Annotated in this window: 21 protein-coding genes; 11 read left to right on the top strand and 10 right to left on the bottom strand. The window is 70.4% G+C overall.

Going from position 1 to position 23,802, the window contains the following annotated elements:
- Positions 1 to 14 precede the first annotated feature (14 nt).
- Positions 15 to 1,028, top strand: coding sequence for an aldo/keto reductase family protein (locus MA875_RS07705; protein WP_248241546.1), 1,014 nt, complete (start codon positions 15 to 17; stop codon positions 1,026 to 1,028).
- Positions 1,028 to 1,489, top strand: coding sequence for an NUDIX hydrolase (locus MA875_RS07700; protein ID WP_248241545.1), 462 nt, complete (start codon positions 1,028 to 1,030; stop codon positions 1,487 to 1,489). Before MA875_RS07705 ends, MA875_RS07700 begins: the two co-directional genes overlap by 1 nt.
- A gap of 59 nt (positions 1,490 to 1,548) precedes the next feature.
- Here the strand turns inward: MA875_RS07700 and MA875_RS07695 are convergent, their stop codons facing one another.
- Genes MA875_RS07695 through MA875_RS07670 form a run of 6 tightly spaced genes read right to left on the bottom strand, consistent with a single transcriptional unit; the run spans position 1,549 to position 7,585 of the window.
- A complete protein-coding gene (locus tag MA875_RS07695; protein ID WP_248241544.1) occupies positions 1,549 to 2,454 on the bottom strand; it encodes a hypothetical protein in 906 nt (301 codons plus the stop codon).
- A gap of 38 nt (positions 2,455 to 2,492) precedes the next feature.
- A complete protein-coding gene (locus MA875_RS07690) occupies positions 2,493 to 3,014 on the bottom strand; it encodes a ribonuclease H family protein (protein ID WP_248241543.1) in 522 nt (173 codons plus the stop codon).
- 36 nt (positions 3,015 to 3,050) lie between these two features.
- The gene (locus tag MA875_RS07685) at positions 3,051 to 4,592 is read right to left on the bottom strand and encodes a carboxylesterase/lipase family protein (RefSeq protein WP_248241542.1); all 1,542 of its coding nucleotides are present in this window, start codon (positions 4,590 to 4,592) and stop codon (positions 3,051 to 3,053) included.
- Positions 4,589 to 5,071 (bottom strand): GbsR/MarR family transcriptional regulator, encoded by a 483-nt coding sequence (locus tag MA875_RS07680; RefSeq protein ID WP_248241541.1) that lies wholly within the window; start codon positions 5,069 to 5,071, stop codon positions 4,589 to 4,591. Before MA875_RS07680 ends, MA875_RS07685 begins: the two co-directional genes overlap by 4 nt.
- Positions 5,064 to 6,671: an ABC transporter permease gene (locus MA875_RS07675; RefSeq protein ID WP_248241540.1), complete on the bottom strand. Its 1,608-nt coding sequence runs from the start codon at positions 6,669 to 6,671 to the stop codon at positions 5,064 to 5,066. Before MA875_RS07675 ends, MA875_RS07680 begins: the two co-directional genes overlap by 8 nt.
- Positions 6,668 to 7,585, bottom strand: a complete 918-nt coding sequence (locus MA875_RS07670) for an ABC transporter ATP-binding protein (RefSeq protein ID WP_248241539.1) — start codon at positions 7,583 to 7,585, stop codon at positions 6,668 to 6,670. Before MA875_RS07670 ends, MA875_RS07675 begins: the two co-directional genes overlap by 4 nt.
- 144 nt (positions 7,586 to 7,729) lie before the next feature.
- On the opposite strand from MA875_RS07670, the gene MA875_RS07665 reads away from it, so the two are divergent.
- The 7 genes from MA875_RS07665 to MA875_RS07635 all read left to right on the top strand — a co-directional run bounded on the left by MA875_RS07665 (position 7,730) and on the right by MA875_RS07635 (position 14,277).
- The gene (locus MA875_RS07665) at positions 7,730 to 8,374 is read left to right on the top strand and encodes a GntR family transcriptional regulator (protein ID WP_248241538.1); all 645 of its coding nucleotides are present in this window, start codon (positions 7,730 to 7,732) and stop codon (positions 8,372 to 8,374) included.
- Positions 8,371 to 9,897, top strand: coding sequence for an MmgE/PrpD family protein (locus MA875_RS07660; RefSeq protein WP_248241537.1), 1,527 nt, complete (start codon positions 8,371 to 8,373; stop codon positions 9,895 to 9,897). The genes MA875_RS07665 and MA875_RS07660 overlap by 4 nt, the downstream gene beginning before the upstream one ends.
- An 85-nt stretch (positions 9,898 to 9,982) precedes the next feature.
- On the top strand, positions 9,983 to 10,882 hold the full coding sequence (gene prpB / locus MA875_RS07655; protein WP_248241536.1) for a methylisocitrate lyase: 900 nt from the start codon (positions 9,983 to 9,985) through the stop codon (positions 10,880 to 10,882).
- Between the two features lie 8 nt (positions 10,883 to 10,890).
- Complete coding sequence (locus MA875_RS07650; RefSeq protein ID WP_248241535.1) at positions 10,891 to 12,075, top strand: bifunctional 2-methylcitrate synthase/citrate synthase; 1,185 nt, start codon at positions 10,891 to 10,893, stop codon at positions 12,073 to 12,075.
- Entirely contained in the window at positions 12,072 to 12,533 is a 462-nt protein-coding gene (locus MA875_RS07645; protein WP_248241534.1) for a hotdog fold thioesterase, read from the top strand. Before MA875_RS07650 ends, MA875_RS07645 begins: the two co-directional genes overlap by 4 nt.
- Positions 12,530 to 13,702, top strand: coding sequence for a thiolase family protein (locus tag MA875_RS07640; protein ID WP_248241533.1), 1,173 nt, complete (start codon positions 12,530 to 12,532; stop codon positions 13,700 to 13,702). The genes MA875_RS07645 and MA875_RS07640 overlap by 4 nt, the downstream gene beginning before the upstream one ends.
- A 125-nt stretch (positions 13,703 to 13,827) precedes the next feature.
- On the top strand, positions 13,828 to 14,277 hold the full coding sequence (locus MA875_RS07635; protein WP_248241532.1) for an NUDIX domain-containing protein: 450 nt from the start codon (positions 13,828 to 13,830) through the stop codon (positions 14,275 to 14,277).
- Here MA875_RS07635 and MA875_RS07630 read toward each other — a convergent pair.
- Entirely contained in the window at positions 14,267 to 14,647 is a 381-nt protein-coding gene (locus MA875_RS07630) for a hypothetical protein (protein WP_248241531.1), read from the bottom strand. The genes MA875_RS07635 and MA875_RS07630 overlap by 11 nt on opposite strands.
- A gap of 323 nt (positions 14,648 to 14,970) precedes the next feature.
- Between MA875_RS07630 and MA875_RS07625 the strand changes: the two genes are divergently transcribed.
- Complete coding sequence (locus MA875_RS07625) at positions 14,971 to 15,969, top strand: DUF2332 domain-containing protein (protein WP_248241530.1); 999 nt, start codon at positions 14,971 to 14,973, stop codon at positions 15,967 to 15,969.
- A gap of 109 nt (positions 15,970 to 16,078) precedes the next feature.
- Here MA875_RS07625 and MA875_RS07620 read toward each other — a convergent pair whose 3' ends face one another.
- Positions 16,079 to 16,792: a Pr6Pr family membrane protein gene (locus MA875_RS07620; RefSeq protein WP_248241529.1), complete on the bottom strand. Its 714-nt coding sequence runs from the start codon at positions 16,790 to 16,792 to the stop codon at positions 16,079 to 16,081.
- 353 nt (positions 16,793 to 17,145) lie between these two features.
- Here MA875_RS07620 and pulA point away from each other — a divergent pair, with 353 nt between their 5' ends.
- Complete coding sequence (pulA, locus tag MA875_RS07615) at positions 17,146 to 23,148, top strand: pullulanase-type alpha-1,6-glucosidase (protein ID WP_248241528.1); 6,003 nt, start codon at positions 17,146 to 17,148, stop codon at positions 23,146 to 23,148.
- 75 nt (positions 23,149 to 23,223) lie between these two features.
- Here pulA and MA875_RS07610 read toward each other — a convergent pair whose 3' ends face one another.
- Both MA875_RS07610 and MA875_RS17480 read right to left on the bottom strand, forming a co-directional pair.
- Positions 23,224 to 23,601 (bottom strand): bleomycin resistance protein, encoded by a 378-nt coding sequence (locus MA875_RS07610; RefSeq protein ID WP_141939861.1) that lies wholly within the window; start codon positions 23,599 to 23,601, stop codon positions 23,224 to 23,226.
- A 25-nt stretch (positions 23,602 to 23,626) separates the two neighbouring features.
- Positions 23,627 to 23,761, bottom strand: coding sequence for a hypothetical protein (locus tag MA875_RS17480; RefSeq protein ID WP_282448802.1), 135 nt, complete (start codon positions 23,759 to 23,761; stop codon positions 23,627 to 23,629).
- Positions 23,762 to 23,802 lie beyond the last annotated feature (41 nt).

The raw sequence follows: 23,802 nt of genomic DNA, 5'->3' as shown, positions 1-23,802 counted from the left end.
AGGAGGAACACATCGTGGTCGCATACCGCTATCTCGGAAACAGTGGACTGAAGGTCTCGGAGATCACCTACGGCAACTGGGTGACGCACGCCTCGCAGGTCGAGGACGACGCCGCCGTGAAGACGGTGCACGCCGCTCTCGACGCCGGCATCACCACCTTCGACACCGCCGACACCTACGCCAACACCGCCGCCGAGGTCGTGCTCGGGAAGGCGCTCGAGGGCCAGCGGCGGGAGTCGCTGGAGATCTTCACCAAGGTGTACTTCCCCACCGGACCCGGGGGGCCCAACGACACCGGACTCAGCCGCAAGCACATCATGGAGTCGATCAACGGGTCGCTGAAGCGCCTCGGCACCGACTACGTCGACCTCTACCAGGCGCACCGCTTCGATTACGAGACGCCGCTCGAGGAGACGTTCCAAGCGTTCGCCGACGTCGTCCGCCAGGGTAAGGCCCTGTACATCGGAGTCTCGGAGTGGACCGCCGAGCAGCTGCGCGAGGGTTACGCCCTGGCGAAGAGCCTCGGCATCCAGCTCATCTCGAACCAGCCCCAGTACTCGATGCTCTGGCGGGTCATCGAGGGGAAGGTCGTCCCCGCGTCGGAAGAGCTCGGCATCTCGCAGATCGTGTGGTCGCCGATGGCCCAGGGTGTGCTCAGCGGCAAATACCTGCCCGGCCAGCCGGTGCCCGAGGGATCCCGCGCGACCGACGAGAAGAGCGGTGCGCAGTTCATCAAGGGGTTCCTGCGCGACGAGGTGCTCGAGGCCGTGCAGCGGCTGAAGCCGATCGCCGAACAGGCGGGGCTCACGATGCCGCAACTCGCGATCGCGTGGGTGCTGCAGAACCCGAATGTCGCCGCGGCGCTCGTGGGGGCCTCTCGCCCCGAACAGCTCGCCGACACCGTCAAGGCTTCGGGGGTGACGCTCGACGCCGACACCATGGCGGCGATCGACACCGCGCTCGGCGGGGCCGTCTTCGCCGACCCCGAGCACACCTACGGGGTGTCGCCGAAGAAGCGCCTCACCTGATGCGCAGCGCCGGCATCCTCCTCTTCCGGCTCGGCGAGCACCCCGAGGTGCTCATCGCCCACATGGGCGGGCCGTTCTGGGCGAAGAAGGATGCCGGCGCATGGTCGATCCCGAAGGGCGAGTTCGGCGACGACGAGTCGCCGCTGGATGCCGCGCGGCGCGAGTTCCGCGAGGAACTGGGTGTCGAGGCGCCCGATGCCGACTACGCCGAGCTCGGCACCTACCCGTACTCGTCGGGGAAGCGGGTGACCGTGTTCGTCGGAGACGGCGCGGGGTTCGACGCCCCGACGTCGGGCTTCGGCGAGTTCGAGATGGAGTGGCCCCCGCGGTCGGGCAGACGGGCGATGTTCCCCGAGGTCGACCGGGCCGAGTGGGTGGGATTCGACCTCGCGCGGGAGCGCCTCGTGAAGGGGCAGCGCCCTGCGATCGACGCCCTGGAGGCGCGGCTCGCCGAGGTGTGACGCGCGGGCCGGCGGTCGCGCGCGCCGCGCACACGGCGCGGGGGCGGCGTGAGGACGGGCTACTGGGTGCCGGGCGCCGGGACGGCCGTGCGGGTGGGTTCGGGCTCGGATGCCGACGCGGGATCGACTCCCGGGCGCGCGACGACCTGCCCATCGGGCTCGAGCGTGTACCCGACGTAGGCGACCTCGCCGGGCGAGGCGGCGTCGAACTGCGGTGCGGGGAAGACGAGGGTCTTCGGCAGCGGGGCGAACCCCCAGATCGCCGGATCGAGGCAGACCGTAACCGCCGAGGGGCTGCTCTCCACGATCATGCAGAACCGGTCGTCCGCAGTCGGCCCCGCCCCGACGAGGCGGCCGTAGAGCGTGCCGTAGGGCCGGAACTGGTCGTACACCACGCGGGATGCGACGCCCTCCGCGCCCGGCAGGGTGAGGACCTCGTCCCGTTTTCCGTCGAAATAGAGCTCGTAGGGGTTCCGGTGAGGCGCGTCGTCGTCCCGCGCGAGGCGTTCCGCCGCGGCGTCGGCGGCATCCTGTCGGACGGCTGCGAGGTCGTCGCCCTCCGCCGGGGGCGGTCCGATGGTCGACGCGGCGAGCGCGGTGCCCGCGACCACCAGGGCGACGCCGCCGGCGACGAGCCACAGGGTCGACCGCCCGGTGGCGCGACGGGGGAGAGCGGATGCTGCTGTCGCAGCGTCGGCGCCGGGCTCGGCCTCGACCGGGTCGTCGACCGGGGTGCCGGTCGTGCCTGCGCCACCGGTCGTGCCTCCGCCGCCGGTCATGCCTGCGGCGCGACCATCCCCACCCGGCGGCGGCGCCGGCCGCGCTGCGGCGGCTTCCAACACGCGCAACCGGGCAAGCGCCGCGGGGTCGGTGTGGATGTCGGCGTCGGGGCCGTATGCCCGCCGCTGGAGCGCGCGCAGCTCGGCGCGCTCCTCAGCGCGCAGGCGGTCGGGCTCCTCTGCCACGGTTCCAGGCTAGAACCGCGGGCCCGCGTCGGGGCCGGTCAGCGTCCGTTCTTCGGCGCCGCCGCGACATCCAGCTTCGGATGAGAGCCCAGGGACGACCAGGCGCTCTCCTTCCCCTCGGCGGCGTGCTCGGCGGCGCGCACCGCGCGCTCGTCGGCCCAGGCGTTGAGCACATGACCGGAGTGGCCCCGCACGTGCTGCAGCACGACATCGGGGAGGCCCGCCGCGCGTCGTGCGTCGCGCGCCGCGATCAGCTGCTCGAGCAGGTCGCGGTTCTTCGTCGGCGACCCGGTCGAGGTCTTCCAACCGCGGCGGCGGTGGCCGTCCATCCACTTCGTGTAGGTGTCGATGGCGTACATCGAGTCGGCCTGCACGATGAGGTCGGCGACGTCACGGTGGTCCTCGATCGCGCGCAGGAGGCCGGTGAGCTCGCCGATGTTGTTGGTGCCGAGCGCGATCGACCCGGCGGCCCAGTGGCCGTCCTCGCCGACCCACGCCCAGCCAGTCGGGCCGGGGTTGCCCTTGCAGGCGCCGTCGGTGGCAACGGTGTAGCTGGTCACCCCGATACGCTACCCGGGCTCGCGCGTGCGCCCCACTCAGGGGAAGGCGAGGACCGTGTCGCCCCAGCTCTCCCGCAGTTTCTGATCGAGGTCGGGCACGACCCTGTCGACGGTCTCGATGACGAGGGTCGCCCGCTCAGCGGTGTCGTAGGGCGGCCAGGCTTCGGCGTCCGCGGCATCCGGAGCCATGCCCGCCGCGAAAGTGACCCACCGCTCGCGCATGCGCTCGGAGATCCGCTCGGCGTCGCGTCGCCCGCCGAGGCGGAAGGTGATGTCGGGGGAGTTCACACCGAAGGTGCCCCAGACGTATGCCAGCTCCGACCCGTGGGTCGCCCCGATGCGCAGCAGCTTCAGCATGGGGGTTGCGTGGTCGAAGCGATACAGCCAGGTCGGTGCGCGACGGCTGTGGCCCTCGGCGACCCAGAGCGTCGGCATGCGGAAGCCGATGTCGCGTGCGATGCCCATGCCGATGGCGTGATGGCGCACTCCCTCGTAGGCGGCGTGCACCTCGTCCCGCGTCGGCACCTCGAGCTCGGGGCGTTCGCGAGAGAGGTCGGCGATCATGCGGTCGATCGAGGCGTCGTCGACGGGGAGCAGGGGCGATTTCATCATGCGGAACAGCGACGCCTCGTCGCGGTTCGTGCCGATGAGGAGCGGCACCGGGTGTCCGTCGCCGCGCGCGAGCACGGCGGCGGGCGCCTCGGGCACGAGGTCGCCGTCGACGACGGGGGCGAAGGCGATGGTGCCCGGTTCTGCCTCGGGGGTCGCGGCGAACACCGCCATCTGCGCGGCGACGATCGCGGCGGGGTCTGCCGCCCGGAGCCCCGCGACGTCGGAGACGCCCAGCTGGGTGAGCATGCGATCGGCGACCCCCGCCGCACGTTCGGCGTCGTAGACGCTCGAGGCGGGTGAGGACTCGGCGATCGCCCGCCAGAACAGGCCCTCGGCGGCGGGGCTCGTGAGGAGGGTCGTGACGAGGCCCCCGCCGGCCGACTCGCCGAACACCGTCACGCGCTCGGGGTCGCCGCCGAAGGCGGCGATGTTGCTCTGCACCCACCGCAGGGCGAGAAGGATGTCGCCGAGCGCCGGATTGGCGGTGAACCCCTCGTTCGGGAACACCCGGGTGAGATCGAGGAACCCCAGCGCGCCGATCCGGTAGTTGATCGTCACCACGACCGCCCCGGCGCGCGCGAGCGCGGCGCCGTCGTACATCGCCTGGCTGCTCGCCCCGAAGATGTACGCGCCCCCGTGGAGCCACACCATCACCGGGGCGGGACGCCCGTCCGCGGCATCCGGACTCCAGATGTTCAGCGTCAGGCAGTCCTCGTCGGTGGGGGTGTCGTCGGGAAGCTTCACCGCCGGAGTGTGGCCCTGCGGGGCGGCGGGTCCGAACGACCGCGCCTCGACGGGGTCGGCCGACGGCGGGGCGGGTTCGGAGGGTCGCCACCGCCCGTCACCAGCGGTGGAGAGGGCGTAGCGGATGCCGCGCCAGCGGCGCCCTCCGCTGCTCAGGGCGTCGCCGTGGAAGACGCCCGCGGGCGCGGAGGCGATGGCCGTACCCGTCACGGGTGCTGTCATGGGGTCGGGCTCCTGCCGGTCGATTCCTGCCATTCGACGACGAGCTCCGGCATCCGCTTCTCGAGGTAGCGCAGGAACCCGGCGATGTCGCGTGCGCGTTCCACCGACGCCGGGGCGTCGGCGTTGTCGTCGGCGATCGCGTCGATGTCGTCGGCGAGCCGCCCGTACATGGGCGACTGCGAGATGACCATCGACCGCCAGCCGTCGTCGATGAGATCGAATCGGGCGATCCGTTCGCCGGGCCGCGAGAGGCGGTGCACCATGCGCATCGACTCGAGGTAGCGGACCGCGCCCGAGACGGCGGCGGGCGAGACGCCCAGGCGCTCGGCGAGGTCGGCGGCGGAGTAGCCCTCGTCGGGTGAGCCGACCAGGGCCATCATCACGCGGGCGGGCATGCGCGGCATCCCGGCCGCGGCCAGCATCGCCGCGGCCCGTTCCGCGCGCTCGACCCCCGGGTGGGATCTCTCGGCGTCAGCCACCCGTGGCAACCTCTCTGCGTCGCATGAGCATCACGCTCGACGCTACCCCGACGACGGTGAGGGCGACGAGCCACAGGCCGCCGTTCCACGAGACGCCGTCGGCGGCGGGGACGGGACCGGCGGCGAACGGTGAGAGCGAGATGATGTCGTCGTCGAGCCCGACGAGGGTGCCGAAGAGGGCGAGGGATGCCGCGGCGATGACCAGCACCCAGCCGAGCGTCGTGGTGGCGCGAGGGAGGACGGTGAACACCAGGGCTGTCAGCACCGGGAAGACGGCAGCGCCCGCGACCTGTCCGAGGCCCGCGATCGCGATGTCGCCGAGGAGCGCGGGGTCGCCGCCGCGCGCGAGCAGCGCACCGGCGGCTGTGACGGCGGCGACCGCGACGATGACGACGAGACCTGCGAGCGCCGTGGCGACGAACCCCGCGAGCCACATGGTCCGAGCGACCGGGGTGGCGAGCGTCTGCTCGGCGGTGCCGTGGACCTCCTCCTGCCGTGCGCGCTGCACGGTCTGCACGCCGAAGCAGGCCGCGAGGGTGCCCACCATCACGAAGAAGGTCACGAGCAGTCCCTGGTCCATCGACCCCTCCACCGCCATCCGGTCGAGGATCGCGGTGACGGCCGGATTGTCGGTGGCGAGTTCGTCGATGACGTCGCTGAGAGTGGTGGAGAGGGCCCCGACGGCGGCGGCTCCGATCGCCCAGGCCACCAGAGAGCCGGCGCTCAACCGGATGGCGAGTCCGAGCGGGTGGGAGAGCAGAGCGGATGCCGCGGCGCGGCCTGGCCTTGAGGCGATGACGCCCGCGCCGAGATCGCGCGGCGCCTGCAGCGCGGCGGCGAGACCGACCAGAGTTACCGCGACGACGGCGCCGAGGAGGACGGGGCGGACGTCGTCGTCCGCGAAGGCGCGCACGTTCTCGGCCCAGCCGAACGGAGAGACCCAGCTGAGCGCCGAGCTCTCGACACGGGTGAGGTCGTCGGAGGGTGTGCCGAGGGCGTTGCCGATGCCGGCGAGGAGGAAGGTGGTGAGGATCGTCGCCACCGAGGCGGAGTTGGCGGCCCGCGAGCTGCGGAACAGCTGCGCGCCGAGCAGCCCGACCCCGAGGAACACCGCCGAGGAGGTGGCGACCGCCGCGCCCACCGCGACGCTGCCCCGAAGGGGGAGCCCGGAGGCGAGGAACGCGCCCGTGATGGCGGCTCCGAGGAGGAGGCCGGCGAGCAGGCCGTGCACGACCGTCGCGACGAACGGTGCCCGGCGTGCGGCGGGTGTCGCCGAGACGGTGTCGGCGCGACCCGTCTCCTCCTCGGCGCGCGTGTGACGCACCGCCAGGAAGGCGGCCATCAGGCCACCCAGCAGAACGAGGAACGGCAGGATCGTGAAGACGAGGAACGCACCCTCGTCGGCACCCGAGGGCAGACCGCGGAAGAGCAGCACCACCGGGTTGGCGACCGCAAGAGCGAGGAGCGTCTGACGGTCGGCCTCGGTGCCGAACGCCTCGGCGACGCCCGCCGTGGCGGCGACGCAGAGCGCGGCTGTCGCGAGGATCCAGGCGAGCAGCTGCACGCCGTCGCGCCGGAGCCGTCGTCCGAGGAGGATCACGAGTGTTCCCGGCCGGCGGAGACGTCGTCGCCGTAGTGGCGGAGGAACAGGTCCTCCAGGCTCGGCGGTTCGATGCGGAGCCCTTCCACTCCCAGGCGGGCGAGCTCCGGAAGGGCGTCGGTGACCCGGTCGCTGTCGAGGGAGAAGCGGACGCGGCCGCCGTCGGACTCGAGATCGTGCGCACCGGGGATGGACGGCGGTGATCCGGCGCCCGCGGTGAAGGACACGGACGTGCGGGTGAGGTGGCGGAGCTCGGCGAGCGTGCCGGTCTCGACGATCCGGCCCGCGCGGATGATGGAGACGTGGTCGCAGACCTGTTCGACCTCGGGGAGGATGTGGCTGGAGAGCAGCACGGTCGCCCCGGCCCCGCGCACGCGCTGCAGCTCGGATCGGAACACCAGTTCCATGAGCGGGTCGAGGCCGCTGGTGGGCTCGTCGAAGATGTAGAGGTCGGCGGGGACGGCGAAGGCGGCGATGAGGGCGACCTTCTGCCGATTGCCCTTCGAGTAGGTCCGGCCCTTCTTGCGCGGATCGAACTGGAACACCTCGCACAGCCGGTTCTTCGCGGCGCGGTACCTTTCGTCGCGGCGGCCCGCCCCGCGCAGGCGACTGAGGAAGTCGATGGCCTCACCGCCCGTCAGGTTCGGCCACACGCTGACGTCGCCCGGGACGTAGGCGATGCGACGATGCAGCGCGCTCGCGTCGCGCCACGGGTCGCCAGCGAACACGACGGCCTCACCGGCCGTCCGGCGGGCGAGCCCGAGGAGGATCCGGATCGTCGTGGACTTCCCGGCACCGTTCGGACCCAGGAACCCGTGGACCTGACCGGCGGTCACGGTGAGGTTGAGTCCGTCCAGCGCTGCGACGCGGCCGTACCGCTTGGTGAGGTCCCGGGTCCGCACGATCTCCGTCATGCGCCCGACCGTACACGCGTTTCACGAATTTGTGAAGCATGTGTTTTGGGCGAGCGTGTGTATACCGGCGTCCGCCTTCGCGCGCCTTCAAGTGTGGTCTGCGGTGTGATCTGTATACACTGGCCATGGCCACAGGGAGGTGTTGTGCGAGCAAGCGATCGGGCGTACGCGACCCTCCTCGACGAGATCCAGCAGGGGGTCCTCCCTCCCGGCGCCGTGCTCGGCGAGGTGGAGCAGTCCACCCGTCTCGGCGTCAGTCGCACGCCGCTGCGCGAAGCGCTCGCACGACTCGTCGCCGACGGGCTCGTCGTGCAGCAGTCCCCGCGGATGACGGTCGTGGCGCCGATCGACGGGGACGACATCCGCGCCCTGTTCGAGGTGCGTCGCGCCCTCGAGGAGGCGGCGGTGCGCGCCGCCGCCCGCAGCCACCATCGCCGGCGTTTCGTCGAGCTGGCGCAGCGATTCGCCGACGTCGACGTCAGCAGTGCGGCCGCGCGCGACGAGTACTACGCCCTCATCGCGCGTTTCGACTCCGCCCTCGACGAGGCGCACGGCAACGACTACCTCGCCGCGGCCCTGCGGAACGTGCGCACGCACCTGGTCAGGGTGCGCCGACTGGCACGGGAGCATCCCGGCCGCCTCGCGGCATCCGTCATCGAACACCACCTCATCGCCCAGGCCATCGCGGACGGCGACGCCGATCTCGCCGCGCACGCGACCCACGTCCACCTGCACCACGCGCTCTCGCACGTGATCGCATCCCCCCGCACTCAGCAAGGAGCAGCATGACCGTCACGCACCACCTGCGCGTCCACCGCAGCGATGAGCACCTCGCCCGGGAGGGGCAGCTGGCCTGGCACATCGCCGAGGTCGCCGCCGACCCCGTGGAGGTCGACGCCGAGGCGACCGACATGGTCATCAACCGGATCATCGACAACGCCGCGGTCGCGGCCGCCTCGCTCACGCGGGCTCCCGTCAGCGCGGCGCGCCAGCAGGCTCTCGACCACGCCGTGTCGGTCGGAGGCGAGGGTGCGACGATCTTCGGCTGCGCGCTCGAGCGTCGCACGAGCCCCGAGTGGGCGGCGTGGGCGAACGGGGTCGCCGTGCGCGAGCTCGACTATCACGACACCTTCCTCGCAGCCGACTACTCCCACCCGGGCGACAACATCCCGCCGATCCTCGCCGTCGCCCAGCACGTGGGCGCCGACGGGCGGGCACTGCTGCGCGGCATCGCCACCGGGTACGAGATCCAGATCGACCTGGTGCGGGCGATCTGCCTGCACAAGCACAAGATCGACCACGTCGCCCACCTCGGGCCCTCGGCGGCCGCGGGCATCGGCACGCTTCTGGGCCTTCCCGTCGAGACGATCTATCAGGCCGTCGGCCAGGCGCTGCACACCACGACGGCGACACGGCAGTCGCGGAAGGGCGAGATCTCGACGTGGAAGGCGCACGCGCCCGCCTTCGCCGGGAAGATGGCGGTCGAAGCGGTCGACCGGGCGATGCGCGGCGAGACGTCGCCCTCGCCGATCTACGAGGGCGAGGACGGGGTGATCGCCTGGATGCTCGACGGGCCCGACGCGTCGTACGACGTGCCGCTTCCCGCGGCGGGCGAGCCCAAGCGCGCGATCCTCGACTCGTACACCAAGGAGCACTCGGCCGAGTACCAGGCGCAGGCCTGGATCGACCTGGCGCGCAAGCTCCACGGCGAGCACCCGGTGGTCGCAGACCCCGCGCAGGTGGAGTCGATCGTGCTGCACACCTCGCACCACACCCACTACGTGATCGGCTCGGGCGCGAACGACCCGCAGAAGTTCGACCCCACCGCCTCGCGGGAGACCCTCGACCACTCGATCCCGTACATCTTCGCCGTCGCGCTGCAGGACGGCGGGTGGCATCACGTCGACTCGTACACGCCCGAGCGGGCGGGGCGCGAGGACACCGTCGCGCTGTGGAGGAAGATCACCACGGCCGAGGATGCCGAGTGGACCCGCCGGTACCACTCCGACGACCCGAACGAGAAGGCGTTCGGCGGGCGCGTCGTGATCACGCTCACCGACGGCACGGTGATCGAGGACGAGATCGCGGTCGCCGACGCGCATCCGCTCGGGGCGCGCCCGTTCGTCCGCGAGGACTATGTGCGGAAGTTCCGGCTGCTCGCCGAGCCGGTGCTCCTTCCCGAGGAGATCGAGCGCTTCCTCGGCCTGGTCGAGCGTCTGCCTGAACTCACCGCCGACGAGGTGCGGCAGTTGTCGATCGTCGCCAAGCCGGGGGTGCTCGCCACCGCGCCGGCGCCGAAGGGCCTCTTCTGATGCGACGCTTCGTCGCGTCGCAGCGAGTCGCGGTCGTTGAGCGAGCGCAGCGAGTCGAAACGCCCGCACCCACCGGAGGCCGATGATGCTGTACTCCACCGTGCCGGCGCACGAGAAGCGTCGCGCGTTCCGCGAGCGCCTCGCCTCGGGTGAACTGCTGCGGTTCCCCGGGGCCTTCAACCCGCTGTCGGCACGCCTCATCGAGCGGAAGGGCTTCGAGGGCGTCTACATCTCGGGAGCCGTGCTCTCCGCCGACCTCGGCCTGCCCGACATCGGCTTGACCACCCTCTCCGAGGTGGCCGGCCGCGGCCAGCAGATCGCCCGCATGACCGACCTCCCGGCGCTGATCGACGCCGATACCGGCTTCGGCGAGCCGATGAACGTCGCCCGCACCATCCAGACCCTCGAAGACGCCGGCATCGCCGGCATGCACATCGAGGACCAGGTCAACCCGAAGCGGTGCGGGCACCTCGACGGCAAGTCGGTCGTCGATGAGGACACGGCGATCAAGCGCGTCCGCGCAGCGGTGGATGCGCGGCGCGACCCGGACTTCCTCATCATGGCGCGCACCGACATCCGTGCGGTGGAGGGACGGGATGCCGCGATCGACCGGGCACGCGCGCTCGTCGACGCCGGGGCGGACGCGATCTTCCCCGAGGCGATGCGCGACCTGTCGGAGTTCGAGGCGGTGCGGCGCGCGATCGACGTGCCGATCCTGGCCAACATGACCGAGTTCGGCAAGAGCGACCTCTTCTCCGTGTCCCAGCTGCGCGACGTCGGGGTGAACATCGTCATCTGGCCGGTGTCGCTCCTGCGGATCGCGATGGGTGCAGCGTCGCGGGCTCTCGATACGCTCGTGGACGAGGGGCACCTATCCTCCAGGCTCGGCGAGATGCAGCACCGCGCCGACCTGTACGACCTCATCGACTACGAGCAGTACGCCCATTTCGACCAGGACATCTTCACCTTCCAGATCGACCGATAGGAGATCGCGTGACCGACATCAAGAAGGGCCTCGCCGGCGTCGTCGTGGACTACACGGCGGTCTCCAAGGTCAACCCCGAGACCAACTCGCTGCTGTACCGCGGGTACCCGGTGCAGGAGCTCGCCGCGACCCAGCCGTTCGAGGCGGTGGCGTATCTGCTGTGGAACGGCGAGCTGCCGACCGAGGTCGAGCTCGCCAAGCTGCGGGCGACCGAGCGCTCGTACCGTGCCCTCCCCGCCGACGTGCGGGCCGCGATCGACCTGGTGCCCCTCGATGCGCACCCGATGGATGAGGTGCGAACGGCCCTGAGCCTCATCGGTGCCCGGGATCTGGCCGGAAGCGGCTCGGTTCTCGACGCGAGCGGTTCCGCGGAGGAGAACCTCTCGCGCAGCATCCGTCTGTTCTCCGTCCTCCCGGCCATCGTCGCCTACGGTCAGCGTCGCCGCCGGGGTCAGCAGCCCGTCGCGCCCCGAGATGACCTCGACTACGCGGCGAACTTCCTCTGGATGACCTTCGGCGAGGAGGCCGATCCGGTCGTCGTCGACGCGTTCAACCGGTCGATGATCCTCTACGCCGAGCACTCCTTCAACGCCTCGACCTTCACCGCCCGGGTCATCGCCTCGACGCTCAGCGACCTGTACTCGGCGGTCGTCGGCGCGGTCGGCGCATTGAAGGGCCCCCTTCACGGCGGCGCGAACGAGGCCGTGCTGCACATCTTCGACGAGATCGGCTCGGCCGAGAACGTCGTGCCGTGGCTCGACGCCGCGCTCGCCGAGAAGCGCAAGATCATGGGCTTCGGGCACCGCGTGTACAAGCGCGGCGACTCGCGGGTGCCGACCATGAAGGCGGCGCTCGACACCCTCGTCGCGCACTACGACCGACCCGATGTGCTCGCGCTGTACGAGACGCTCGAATCGGAGTTCGTCTCGCGGAAGGGCATCTACCCGAACCTCGACTACCCCTCCGGTCCCGCCTACAACCTGATGGGCTTCGACACCCTCACCTTCACACCGCTGTTCGTCGCCGCGCGGATCGTCGGGTGGACGGCGCACGTCATCGAGCAGCTGGGCGCCAATGCGCTCATCCGTCCCCTATCGGAGTACAACGGACCAAACGAGCGGCACATCGAGGGGTACGTGCCCGACGAGGCCGTCCTCGCCGCCGCCGACCGCCCGGAGGAGTCCGCCGGGTGAGCATCTGGTTCGGCGACGTCGCCGCGGTCGATCTCGACGCGATGGCGTCCGGCACGATGATCGAGAACCTCGGCATCGAGATCGTCGAGGTGCGAGATGACGCGCTCGTCGGCCGGATGCCGGTGGATCACCGCACCACGCAGCCGGCGGGTGTGCTGCACGGCGGGGCGTCGGTCGCCGTGGCCGAGACGCTGGCGTCGTGGGCGGGGTACCTCGCCGTCGACCGGGAGAAGTTCCACGTTGTGGGGCAGGAGATCAACGCCAATCATGTGCGTCCGGTCTCGTCGGGGTGGGTCACCGCCACCGCGTCGCCGGTGCATCTGGGCCGACGGGCGCACGTGTGGGAGATCCGGATCGTGGACGACGCGGACAGGTTGGTCTGCATCTCGCGGTGCACCCTCGCGGTGATCGAGCAGCGGAGCTCGTACGCCACCCCGGATCGGAGGCTGGCGCTGTGAGGTCGGCGGTGATCGTCGACGCGGTGCGCACGGTCGCGGGCCGCGGGAAGCCGGGCGGTGCGCTGTCCGGGGTGCATCCGGTGGATCTCGCCGCCGGGATGCTGAAGGGCCTGCTCGAGCGGAACGGGCTGGAGTCGGCGCAGGTCGACGATGCGATCCTCGGATGCGTGAGCCAGATCGGCGATCAGGCGATGAACATCGCCCGCCAGGCCGTGCTCGCGGCGGGGTTCGACCAGACGGTGCCGGCGACGACGATCGACCGGCAGTGCGGATCGAGCCAGCAGGCGGCGCATTTCGCCGCACAGGGCGTGATCGCCGGAGCGTACGACATCGTGATCGCCGGGGGAGTGGAATCGATGAGCCGCGTGCCGCTCGGGTCGTCGCGGCAGGGCGGATCCGTGGCATCCGGACTGCGTGCTCGATATCCCGAGGGTCTTGTGAACCAGGGGGTGTCGGCGGAGCTGATCGCGTCGCGCTGGGGGCTGTCGCGCGAGGAGCTGGATGGGTTCGCCGCCGAGTCGCACCGGCGCGCAGCGGAGGCCTGGGCGGACGAGCGGTTCGCATCGCAGGTGGTCCCGGTGGACGGCGTCGAGGCGACGGGCGATGAGACCGTTCGAGCGGGGACGACGCCCGAGAAGCTCGCGGGGCTCGCGTCGGCGTTCCGGACCGAGGAGCTGGCTGAACGCTTCCCGGAGCTGTCGTGGCAGATCACGGCGGGTAACTCCTCGCCCCTGACCGACGCGGCCTCGGCCGTGCTCATCATGAGCGAGGAACGGGCGAGGGCCTTGGGACTCACACCGCGAGCGCGTTTCCACTCGTTCGCGGTGGTCGGCGATGACCCGCTGATGATGCTGACCGGTCCGATTCCTGCGACGCGGCGGATCCTTCAGCGGAGCGGACTGTCGATCGACGACCTGGACGCGTACGAGGTGAACGAGGCGTTCGCGTCGGTGCCGCTGGCGTGGCTGGCCGAGATCGGCGCCGACCCGGCAAAGCTGAACCCGTGGGGCGGCGCGATCGCCCTCGGGCACGCGGTCGGCGCGTCGGGCACGCGGCTGCTGGGAACGATGCTGGCCTACCTCGAGGCAACCGGTGGACGCTACGGTCTGCAGACGATGTGCGAGGGCGGCGGCATGGCGAACGCGACGATCATCGAGCGGCTCGGCTGAGTCGCGCGGGGCGCTGCGGCCCGGTCGTTGAGCGAGGAGCGCAGCGACGAGACGAAACGCGGTGGGGGTGTCGTTTCGTCTCGCTCAACGACCGGCGTGCGCCCGGCGCCTGCGAGCATGGTCTCGTGGCGGCATCCGAGTACATCCGATCCCTCCGTTCGCGGATCGGTCACGATCTGCTCCTCCTACCCGGGGTCACGGCCGTCATCCGAGACGGTGGTCGGATACTGCTCGCCCGACACGCGCACTCCGGAGCGTGGAGTCTCGTCGGCGGAGCCGTCGAGCCGGGGGAGGAACCTCTTGAGGCCGTTCAACGGGAAGTGCGCGAAGAACTCGGCGCCGAGATCACCGTGACCGGCATCATCGGCGTGTACGGCGGTGAGCCGCTGATGGTCACGTACCCGAACGGTGACCGCGTCGGCTACGTGACGACGGCCTACGAGTGCGTGCTGCGGACGCCGCCGACGCCGGACGGCGTCGAGCTGACCGAGATCGGGTGGTTCGAGCGACGCGACATCTTTTCCCTCGATCGCCGCGGCTGGATCGACCGGGTGCTCGCCGACGTCAGGGGTTGAGGCGGTCGGTCTCGGCGATCAGGTCGAGGCGTGTGAGAAGGAGATCGCCCGAGCTCTCGATCGCGCCGAAGGCGTGCGCGGTGACGAGCATCGCGATGAGTGACACCGCGAGGATGGCCGGCAGCGCGTACCGTCGACGGATCGTCAGGCCGACCACGAGGACCGCCGTGAGGATCGCGATCGTCTGCCCCGCGACGGTCGCCGCGTGCATACGGAACGCCGAGTCGACGGTCAATGCCCCGTAGCCGTTGAAGATCGCCGAGATCGCGAACGGGATGACGAGAACGCCGACGACGAAGACGGTTGCGCGGCTGACGGGGCGCCGCGGCGCGGCGACGGCAGTCGGCTCGATCGTCGGCTGCTGCGTCATGGTGCGACCCTAGCCTCCGGGACCGTTCGAGTCACCTGCACAACTCCTCTCGCCCGCGCCGATCGATCGGCCAGGGGGCGTTTCCGCGCGGTCGAACGCGAAATCTGAGGAGTTATGCCGATGCCGCCGTCCCCAACTCCTGCAGAATCGGCACAGAACCCGGGGATTCGGGGCTCGGGGGCCTCAAGGGGCGTGGGTTGCAGGAGTTCGGGACGCCGCCCGTCCCGCGCAGCGACGGATCACACCCCAGGTAGGCCGTGGTGGGGCGTAACAGGGGATGACGATGGCGCGGGCGGGCCATCAGCGCTTGGTAGCGTTCCCGCATGCCCGACGCCGACCTCGACCGCATCGCCGCCGGCTACCGGCGGTTCGCCGACCTCGAAGCCCGCGGCACCTCGGCGATCTATGAGGAATGGGCGCGCGCGATCGCGGATGACCCCGAGATCCTCGCGCTCCTTGCCGAACTGCCACGGCGCAAGCAGCAGCCGCACCTGATCTTCGCGTGTGCGCGACTGCTGGGTGCTCCGGTCGGGCCGTTCGCACCGGTTCGAGACTGGATGATCGCCCACTGGCCGGAGCTCTGCGCGGAGGCGCTCGCGCGCGCGACACAGACGAACGAGGCGGGGCGCTGCGCTGTGCTCCTGCCCGTGCTCTCGCGACTGAACGGGCCGCTCGCACTCATCGAGGCGGGCGCTTCGGCCGGGCTCACCCTGTACCCCGACCGCTACAGCTACCGCTACGACACGGGCGCTCACATCCGTGAGCTTCATCCCGCCGATGGGCCGAGCAGCGCCATCCTCGAATGCACGATCGACGAGCCGAGCGTTCCCGAAAGGCTCCCCGAGATCGTCTGGCGAGCGGGCATCGACCTCAACCCGCTCGACATCACCGACCCCACCACCCTCATGTGGCTCGAGACGCTCATCTGGCCCGAGCACGATCACCGTCGCCGGCGGTTGGATGCCGCAGCGGCGATCGCCGCGGCCGACCCGCCGCACCTCGAGCAGGGCGACATCCTCGAGAGTGTTCCCGATCTCGTCGCCCGCGCGCCGCGCGGCGCCCGTGTGGTCGTCTATCACAGCTCGGTCGTCATGTACCTCGACGCCGAGCGTCGCGCCGCGTTCGCCGAACTCATGCGCAGCCTCGAGGACGTCACGTGGGTGAGCAACGAGGGGTCGGACGTCTTCCCGGAGATCACCACGAAGGCGAGGGTGGATGTCGGTGGACGCAACATCCTCGCAGTGAACGGAGAACCGCTCGCGCTCGCAGGCACGCACGGCCAGAGCTACGAGGCACTCCCCGGAGCAGTACTCAGGGCCTGAACCCCGCTCCCGCGGAGATTCGCGCTCACGAGGATCATCGCCGAGGAATCCATCCGCGCGAAGGCGAAAAATCCGCGCGAGCGCGCGCGCGGGATAGTCGCGAGCGCCGTCAGACCTTCGCGTCGGCCGCCCGCGCGTCTTCTCCGCGCCCGCGCACGAGCGACGGGACCCGGTGGTCGACGAGGGTGAGGATGATCGCGAGCACGATGCCGATCGCGAGCACGACCAGCGAGTTGACGATCGAGGCCGTCAGTCCGATCTCGGTGACGTCGAGGAACGGGTAGGGATACCACCCGGTCACCGCGCCGTGGATGAACGTGTAGACCAGCCACAGCACCGGCCAGATGAAGGCAAGAAGCGTCGTCCGCCACGCGATCCGGGGACGCGGGCCGAAGACCAGCCACCCGATGAGGGTCGCCCAGGGAGCGATGTAGTGGAAGCCGATCGTCGCGGCGAGTGCCCAGCCCTGCGGATCGACCAGTCGTGCGAGCACGGTCTCGTAGACGAGCCCGGTGATGATGATGCCGAGGAGCGCGTCCATGCGGAGTACCCGCCAGACCTTGCCGTCGCGGTGGACGTTCAGCATGAGGGCGATCGACGTCCCGAGCACGAACAGGTTGCTCTGGATCGTGAAGAAGCTGAACAACCGCACGAGCCGGGTCCCGATCGGCCCGGTCGCGTTCGATCCGGAGTTGGCATCCTGGCCCCCGGTGAGGATCAACACGATCTGGATCACCAGCGCGATCGCCACGACGACCGCTATCGCGCCGTACCAGGCCCGCGCGACCCGGACCTTCGTGCTCTGCGCTTGCTCAACCGTCACGGCCACGTCGTCCCCATTCCCGAAGCCATCCCCAGACCCCGGGCCAGCGTATCGACGCGGGCGTGTGAGAGGGGGGAGGTGGGGACGCGTTGTTATGGGGCGGGCCGGGCGTTTCGTCTCGCTGCGCCCGCTCAACGACCGGGGCGGGCGTTCCGTCTCGCTGCGCTCGCTCAACGACCGACCCCGCTGTAAGCGATTGCGGGGATACGGCAACAGACACCCAGCTACGCACGGAGATCCGCAACATTAAGGGATTCTCATGATGTAAGCGCTTGCAACTAGAGCGCTTTCCCAGGTACGGTCGCCCGGAGTCCCCCATCCGCACGTCGCCGTGCCGCCCCCTCAGGAGCCCCGTGTCGAAGCCGACCTCCTCCCGTGTCCGCCGCGTTCTGGCCGCCGTCACCGGCGCCACGCTCGTCCTCACCGGGAGCGTCGCACTGACGCCCGCGGCCACCGCCGCGACACCCCCGGAAGCCGGACGCACCGTCGCCCTCGTCGGGTCGCTGCAGTCCGAGCTGGGCTGCTCCGACGACTGGCAGCCCGACTGCGCCGCCACCGAGCTGACCCTCACCGAGACCGAGGGCGTGTACTCGGCCGAGTTCGAGGTGCCCGCCGGCTCGTACGAGTACAAGGTCGCGCTCGACGACGCGTGGGACGAGGCGTACGGCCTCGACGGCGGCGCCGACAACATCCCGCTCACCGTCGCCGGCCCGGCGACCCTGCGCTTCACCTTCGACGACACGATCGACCGGGTGGGCCTCGAAGCACTCAGCCTCCGAGGCGGCTACGAAGACGCGGATGACGCGCTCGTCGCGTCTCCGGTGCGCCAGCCCGGCAGCGACGAGCAGTTCTACTTCGTCATGACCGACCGGTTCGCCAACGGCGACCCGTCGAACGACACCGGCGGCTTCGAAGGAGACCGCCTCGCGACCGGGTTCGACCCGACCGACAAGGGCTTCTTCCACGGCGGCGACATCGCCGGTCTCCGATCGAACCTCGACTACATCGAGGGGCTCGGCACGAGCGCGATCTGGCTGACGCCGAGCTTCGCCAACCGTCCGGTGCAGGGCGAGGGCGAGAACGCCAGCGCGGGCTACCACGGCTACTGGGTCACCGACTTCACCCGCATCGACCCGCACCTCGGCACGAACGAGGAGCTCGAGGCTCTCATCGCCGAGGCCCACGACCGCGGCATCAAGGTCTACTTCGACATCATCACCAATCACACCGCCGATGTGATCTCGTACGAGGAGGGCCAGTACTCCTACATCGAACAGGCGACCTCGCCCTACCTCGATGCGGCCGGCAACGCCTTCGACCCGGCGGATTTCGCCGGCGGCGACACCTTCCCCGAGCTCGACCCGGCGACATCCTTCCCCTACACCCCGGTCATCGCCGAGGCGGACCAGAACGCCAAGACCCCCGCGTGGCTGAACGACCCGACGCTCTACCACAACCGCGGCGACTCGACCTGGTCGGGCGAGTCGGTCACCTACGGCGACTTCTCGGGGCTCGACGACCTCATGACCGAGCACCCGACCGTTGTGAACGGCTTCGTGCAGGTGTATCAGGACTGGATCGACCTCGGCATCGACGGCTTCCGCATCGACACCGCCAAGCACGTGAACTTCGAATTCTGGGAGACCTGGTCGCAGGAGGTCCTCGACTACGCCCACGCGCAGGGCAAGCCCGATTTCTTCATGTTCGGCGAGGTCTACGACGCCGACCCGGTGAAGCTCTCGCCCTACGTCCGCGACACCGACATGAACAGCGTTCTCGACTTCGCCTTCCAGTCGTCGGCGATCAGTTTCGCGGCGGGCAACAGCGCCAAGGGTCTGCAGAGCCTCTACGCCGGCGATGACCGTTACACCACGCCCGACAGCTCGGCCACCGCGCTTCCCACCTTCCTCGGCAACCACGACATGGGCCGGGTCGGCTACTTCCTGAAGAACACGGATGACGCGCTGGCGCGCGACCTCCTCGCCCACGAGCTGATGTTCTTCGGCCGCGGCCAGCCGGTGGTCTACTACGGCGACGAGCAGGGCTTCGCCGGCGCTGACCCCGGAAACGACAAGAGCGCCCGCCAGAGCCTCTTCGCCAGCCAGGTCGCCGAGTACCAGGAGCAGACGCTCCTCACCGGCGAGACCGCGGGCTCGGTCGACCGCTTCGACACCGACGCCCCGATCTACACCCACATCGCCGCGCTGTCGCAGCTGCGAGAAGACCACCCGGCGCTGTCGACCGGGGCGCAGATCGAGCGCTACGCCGACAACGGCGCGGGTGTCTACGCCTTCTCACGCGTCGACCGCGACGAGAAGACCGAGTACCTCGTGGCGCTGAACAACACCACGGCCGACAAGACCGTCGAGGTGACGACGTTGACGGCGGATGCCTCGTTCACCCCGATCTACGGCACCGACCAGGTCCTCACGACCGATGCCGCCTCGACGGCGTCGGTCACCGTCCCCGCCCTCTCGGCAGTGGTCTATCGCGCCGACGTGACCGTCACCGCCCCCGAGGCCGCACAGGAGATCTCGGTGTCTGCACCCGCCCCGGGCGCGGCGCTGACGGGTCAGGTAGCGATCGGAGCGGATGTCGCCGACGCGACCTGGCAGGAGACGAGCTTCGCCTGGCGGGTCGCCGGATCCGACGAGTGGACCTCGCTCGGCACGGCCGAGGACACCGACCCCCGCGTCTTCCACGACATCCGCGGCCTCGAGACCGGCACGCTGGTGGAGTATCGCGCGGTCAGCGTCGACGCCGCCGGCCAGCGTTCGGCTGCGTCGACCTACGCCTCCGTCGGCAACGCCGTGACGCTCGAGGCCCCCGAGGAGCCGGAGTCGCCGATCGACATGGTGACCGTTCCCGGCAGCCTCAACTCCGAGATGGGTTGCGCGGGCGACTGGGCCCCCGGCTGCGAGGCCGCGAAGCTCACCCTCGGCGCCGACGGCATCTGGAAGGGCACCTTCGACCTTCCGGCAGGGGACTACGAGTACAAGGTCGCCCTCAACGGATCGTGGGACGTCAACTACGGCGCGAACGGTGTGCTCGACGGGACCAACATCGCCATCACGCACGCCGGTGGTCCGATCACGTTCTATTTCGACCCGCGCTCGAACATCGTGCAGTCCACCGCCGAGGGTCCGATCGTGACGGTCCCCGGGTCGATGCAGGACGAGCTCGGCTGCGCCGGTGACTGGGCGCCGGACTGCCTCGCCACCCTCATGGCCGACGGCGACGGCGACGGCGTCTACGAGTTCACGACCGATCAGATCCCCGCCGGCGCCTACGAGGCGAAGGTCGCGCACGGCCTGAGCTGGGATGAGAACTACGGCGTCGGAGGCACGCCCGGGGGCGGCAACTACAGCTTCAGCGCCGCTGACGGCGAACTCATCGTCTTCCGCTACACCCTCGACACCCACCTGCTCGAGATCGAGGTGACGAACCCGCCGCTCGCGGGCACCGGTGAGCTCCGTGCGCACTGGATCGACGAGAACACCCTCGCCTGGCCGAGCGACCTCGGTGCGGACGCTGCTGACGCGACCTGGCAGCTGCACGCCTCGCCCGCGGCATCCCTCGCCCTGGAAGACGACGAGATCGTCGGCGGCGACGCCTTCGATCTGACCGTCATCGACGGCGGACTGACCGAGGGCCAGCGGGCGGCGTTCCCCGCTCTCGCCGACTTCGTCGCACTCGAGCTGTCGGATGTCGACGCCGCGGCGCTGCTGCAGGGGCAGCTGATGGTGTCGCAGCGGGGCGCCGACGGCGCGGTGACCGCCTTCACCGGCGTGCAGATCCCCGGCGTCCTCGACGACCTCTACGCCGGCGCGGTCGCCGACGTCGACCTCGGCGTGAGCTTCGACGACGACGTGCCGACCTTCCGCCTCTGGGCGCCGACCGCCCAGTCCGCGACCCTCCTCACGTGGGAGGCCGGCGGCGATGCGGCGGACGCCGAGCGTCACGAGGCCGAGTGGGACGCGGCATCCGGAGTCTGGAGCGTGAAGGACGGCAGCGACCTCGCCGGTGTCGAATACCTCTGGGAGGTCGTCGTCTACGCACCGTCGACCGGCGCGATCGAGACCAACCGGGTCACCGACCCGTATTCCGTCGCGCTGACCCTCAACTCCACCGCATCGGTCGCTGTCGACCTCGCTGCCGACGACTGGCGCCCCGAGGCGTGGGAGGAGACCCCGGCGCCGATCATCGACCGCCCCGTCGACCGTGCGATCTACGAGCTGCACGTGCGCGACTTCTCGATCGCCGACACATCGGTCCCCGAAGAGGAGCGCGGCACCTACCGGGCCTTCACGCGCGACAGCGCGGGCACCGCGCAGCTGCGCGAGCTCACCGACGCCGGCATCAACACCGTGCACCTGCTGCCGACCTTCGACATCGCCACGATCGAGGAGGACCGTGCCGCCCAGGCCCAGCCCGACTGCGACCTGGCGTCGTACGGACCCGCCGACACCGCCCAGCAGGCCTGCATCGAGGCGATCGCCGACGCGGACGGCTTCAACTGGGGCTACGACCCGTACCACTTCTCCACCCCGGAGGGGTCGTACGCCGTCGACGCCGAGGGCGGGGCGCGCGTGCACGAGTTCCGCGAGATGGTCGGCGCGCTGCACGGCATGGGCCTGCAGGTCGTGCTCGACCAGGTGTTCAACCACACCGCCCAGTCGGGGCAGGGGGAGAAGTCGGTGCTCGACAAGGTGGTGCCGGGCTACTACCACCGCCTGAATCTGGCCGGTGCGGTCGAGACCTCCACCTGCTGCCAGAACGTCGCGACCGAGCACGAGCTCGCCGAGAAGCTGATGGTCGATTCGGTGGTGCTGTGGGCCAAGGAGTACAAGGTCGACGGTTTCCGCTTCGACCTCATGGGTCACCACTCCAAGGCCAACATGCTCGCGGTGCGCGCCGCGCTCGATGAGTTGACCCTCGAGAAGGACGGGGTCGACGGTTCGGCGATCTACCTGTACGGCGAGGGCTGGAACTTCGGCGAGGTGGCGAACAACGCCCTGTTCGAGCAGGCCACGCAGGGCCAGCTCGGCGGCACCGGCATCGGCACCTTCAGCGACCGGCTCCGCGACGCCGTCCACGGGGGCAGCCCGGTGGCGGGCGAGACCGTGCAGCAGCAGGGCTTCGGCACCGGGCTCGGCACCGATCCCAACGGTGTGCCGATCAACGGCACGCCGGAGGAGGCGCTCGCCGACCTCGGGCTGCAGACCGACCTGGTGAAGCTGGGGCTCGCCGGCAACCTCCGCGACTTCACCCTCACCGACCACACCGGTGCGGTGAAGGCCGGCGACGAGCTGGACTACCGCGGGTCGCCCGCCGGCTACGCCGAGCAGCCCGACGAGATCATCACCTACGTCGACGCGCACGACAACGAGACGCTGTACGACCTGTCGGTGCTGAAGCTTCCGGCCGACACCGCCATGGCCGACCGCGTGCGCATGAACACCCTGTCGCTGGCGACCACCGCGTTCGCGCAGACGCCGTCGTTCTGGCACGCCGGCACCGAGCTGCTGCGCTCTAAGTCGCTCGATCGCAACAGCTACAACTCCGGCGACTGGTTCAACCGCATCGACTGGACGGGTCAGGAGTCGACCTTCGGCTCGGGCCTGCCGCGCGCGGCCGACAACGAGGACAAGTGGTCGATCATGACCCCGCTGCTCTCCGACCCGGCGCTGAAGCCCGCCGCTGCCGACATCGCCGCGGCCGAGGCATCCGCTCTGGATCTGCTGCGGACGCGTGAGGATGTCGACCTGCTCCGCCTCGGGTCGGCGGCGCTGATCCAGGAGAAGGTGTCGTTCCCCGGCAGCGGGCCCGAGGCGCCGGCGGGACTGCTGGTGATGCTCATCGACGACCTCCTGGGTGAGGACGTCGACCCCGAGCTGAGCGGGGCGCTGGTCGTCTTCAACGCATCGCCCGAGGCGCTCTCGCAGAACCTGCCCGAACTCGACGGGCGCGAGTTCGCCCTCGCGCCGACGCTCGCGGACGGCACCGACGAGGTCGTCAAGGGGACGAGCTGGGATGCCGCGACTGCGGCCCTGACGGTGCCGGCGCGCTCGGTGGCGGTGCTGGTCGAGGGTCAGTCGGACGACGGCTCGGGTGAGGAGCCCGGTGACGGTGACGGTGACGGTGACGGGTCGGGTGAGCCTGGCGCCGGAGAGGGCTCCGGCGACGGATCGGATGACGGCGGCGCGGCGAGCGGCGGCGAGTCGGCCACCCCGGGTGTGCTGGGAGTGACCGGTTCGGAGCTGCCGTTCGGTCTCGCCATCGCCGCGGTGCTTCTCCTGCTCGGCGGGGCGCTGCTGGTCATCCTCCGTCGTCGGACGACGGCGCGGAGCGACTGACCGCCCGTCACCGCGGACCACGTCGGGGTCGCGCAGGGTCTCACCCGAGATATCCCGCGCGACCCCGACATCGGCTTACGCCGGAAGCGGCGAACCGACCCGAACCAGATTGCCGTCGGGGTCGACGAGCGCGAACTCGACCAGGCCGTACTCGGTGGTGGCGGGCGGCGTGATGCGGTGGCCGGTCGCCGCGTCGGGAACGACATGCGCTCGCCACTGCTCGTACAGCGATTCGGCGTCGTCGACGTAGAGGTAGCACATGCTCGCCGTGGTCAGCGGGTCGAGCTCGGGGTCTTCCGAGAAGTGAAGCGCGATGTCGCCGCGCGCGAGGATCAGGTAGTGCCACTCCTCGGGGGGCCGTGATCCGCGATCTTCGAAGCCGAGCGCCTCGTAGAACCGCAGGGTTCGCCGCAGATCGCGGCTGAGCAGGATGGGGACGGCCGACTCGCGCACGACGCCAGGCTAGCGCCGCCCCGCGTCAGAAGCCGTCGAGCACCGGGCCGCCGAAGATCAACAGCGCCGCCGCGGTCACGGTGGCCAGGGTGGCCAGCAGCAGTCCGATGACGAGGACCGTGCCACCGATGGAGAGCAGGAAGGCCGTCGATTTACTCATACCTCGACGCTAGGAATCGGATGCCGCGACGGCATCGGCCC

Origin of the sequence: Microbacterium kunmingense (assembly GCF_023155745.1) — a bacterium.
Lineage (GTDB): Bacteria > Actinomycetota > Actinomycetes > Actinomycetales > Microbacteriaceae > Microbacterium > Microbacterium kunmingense.
This window is presented reverse-complemented; position numbering and strand designations above follow the sequence as displayed.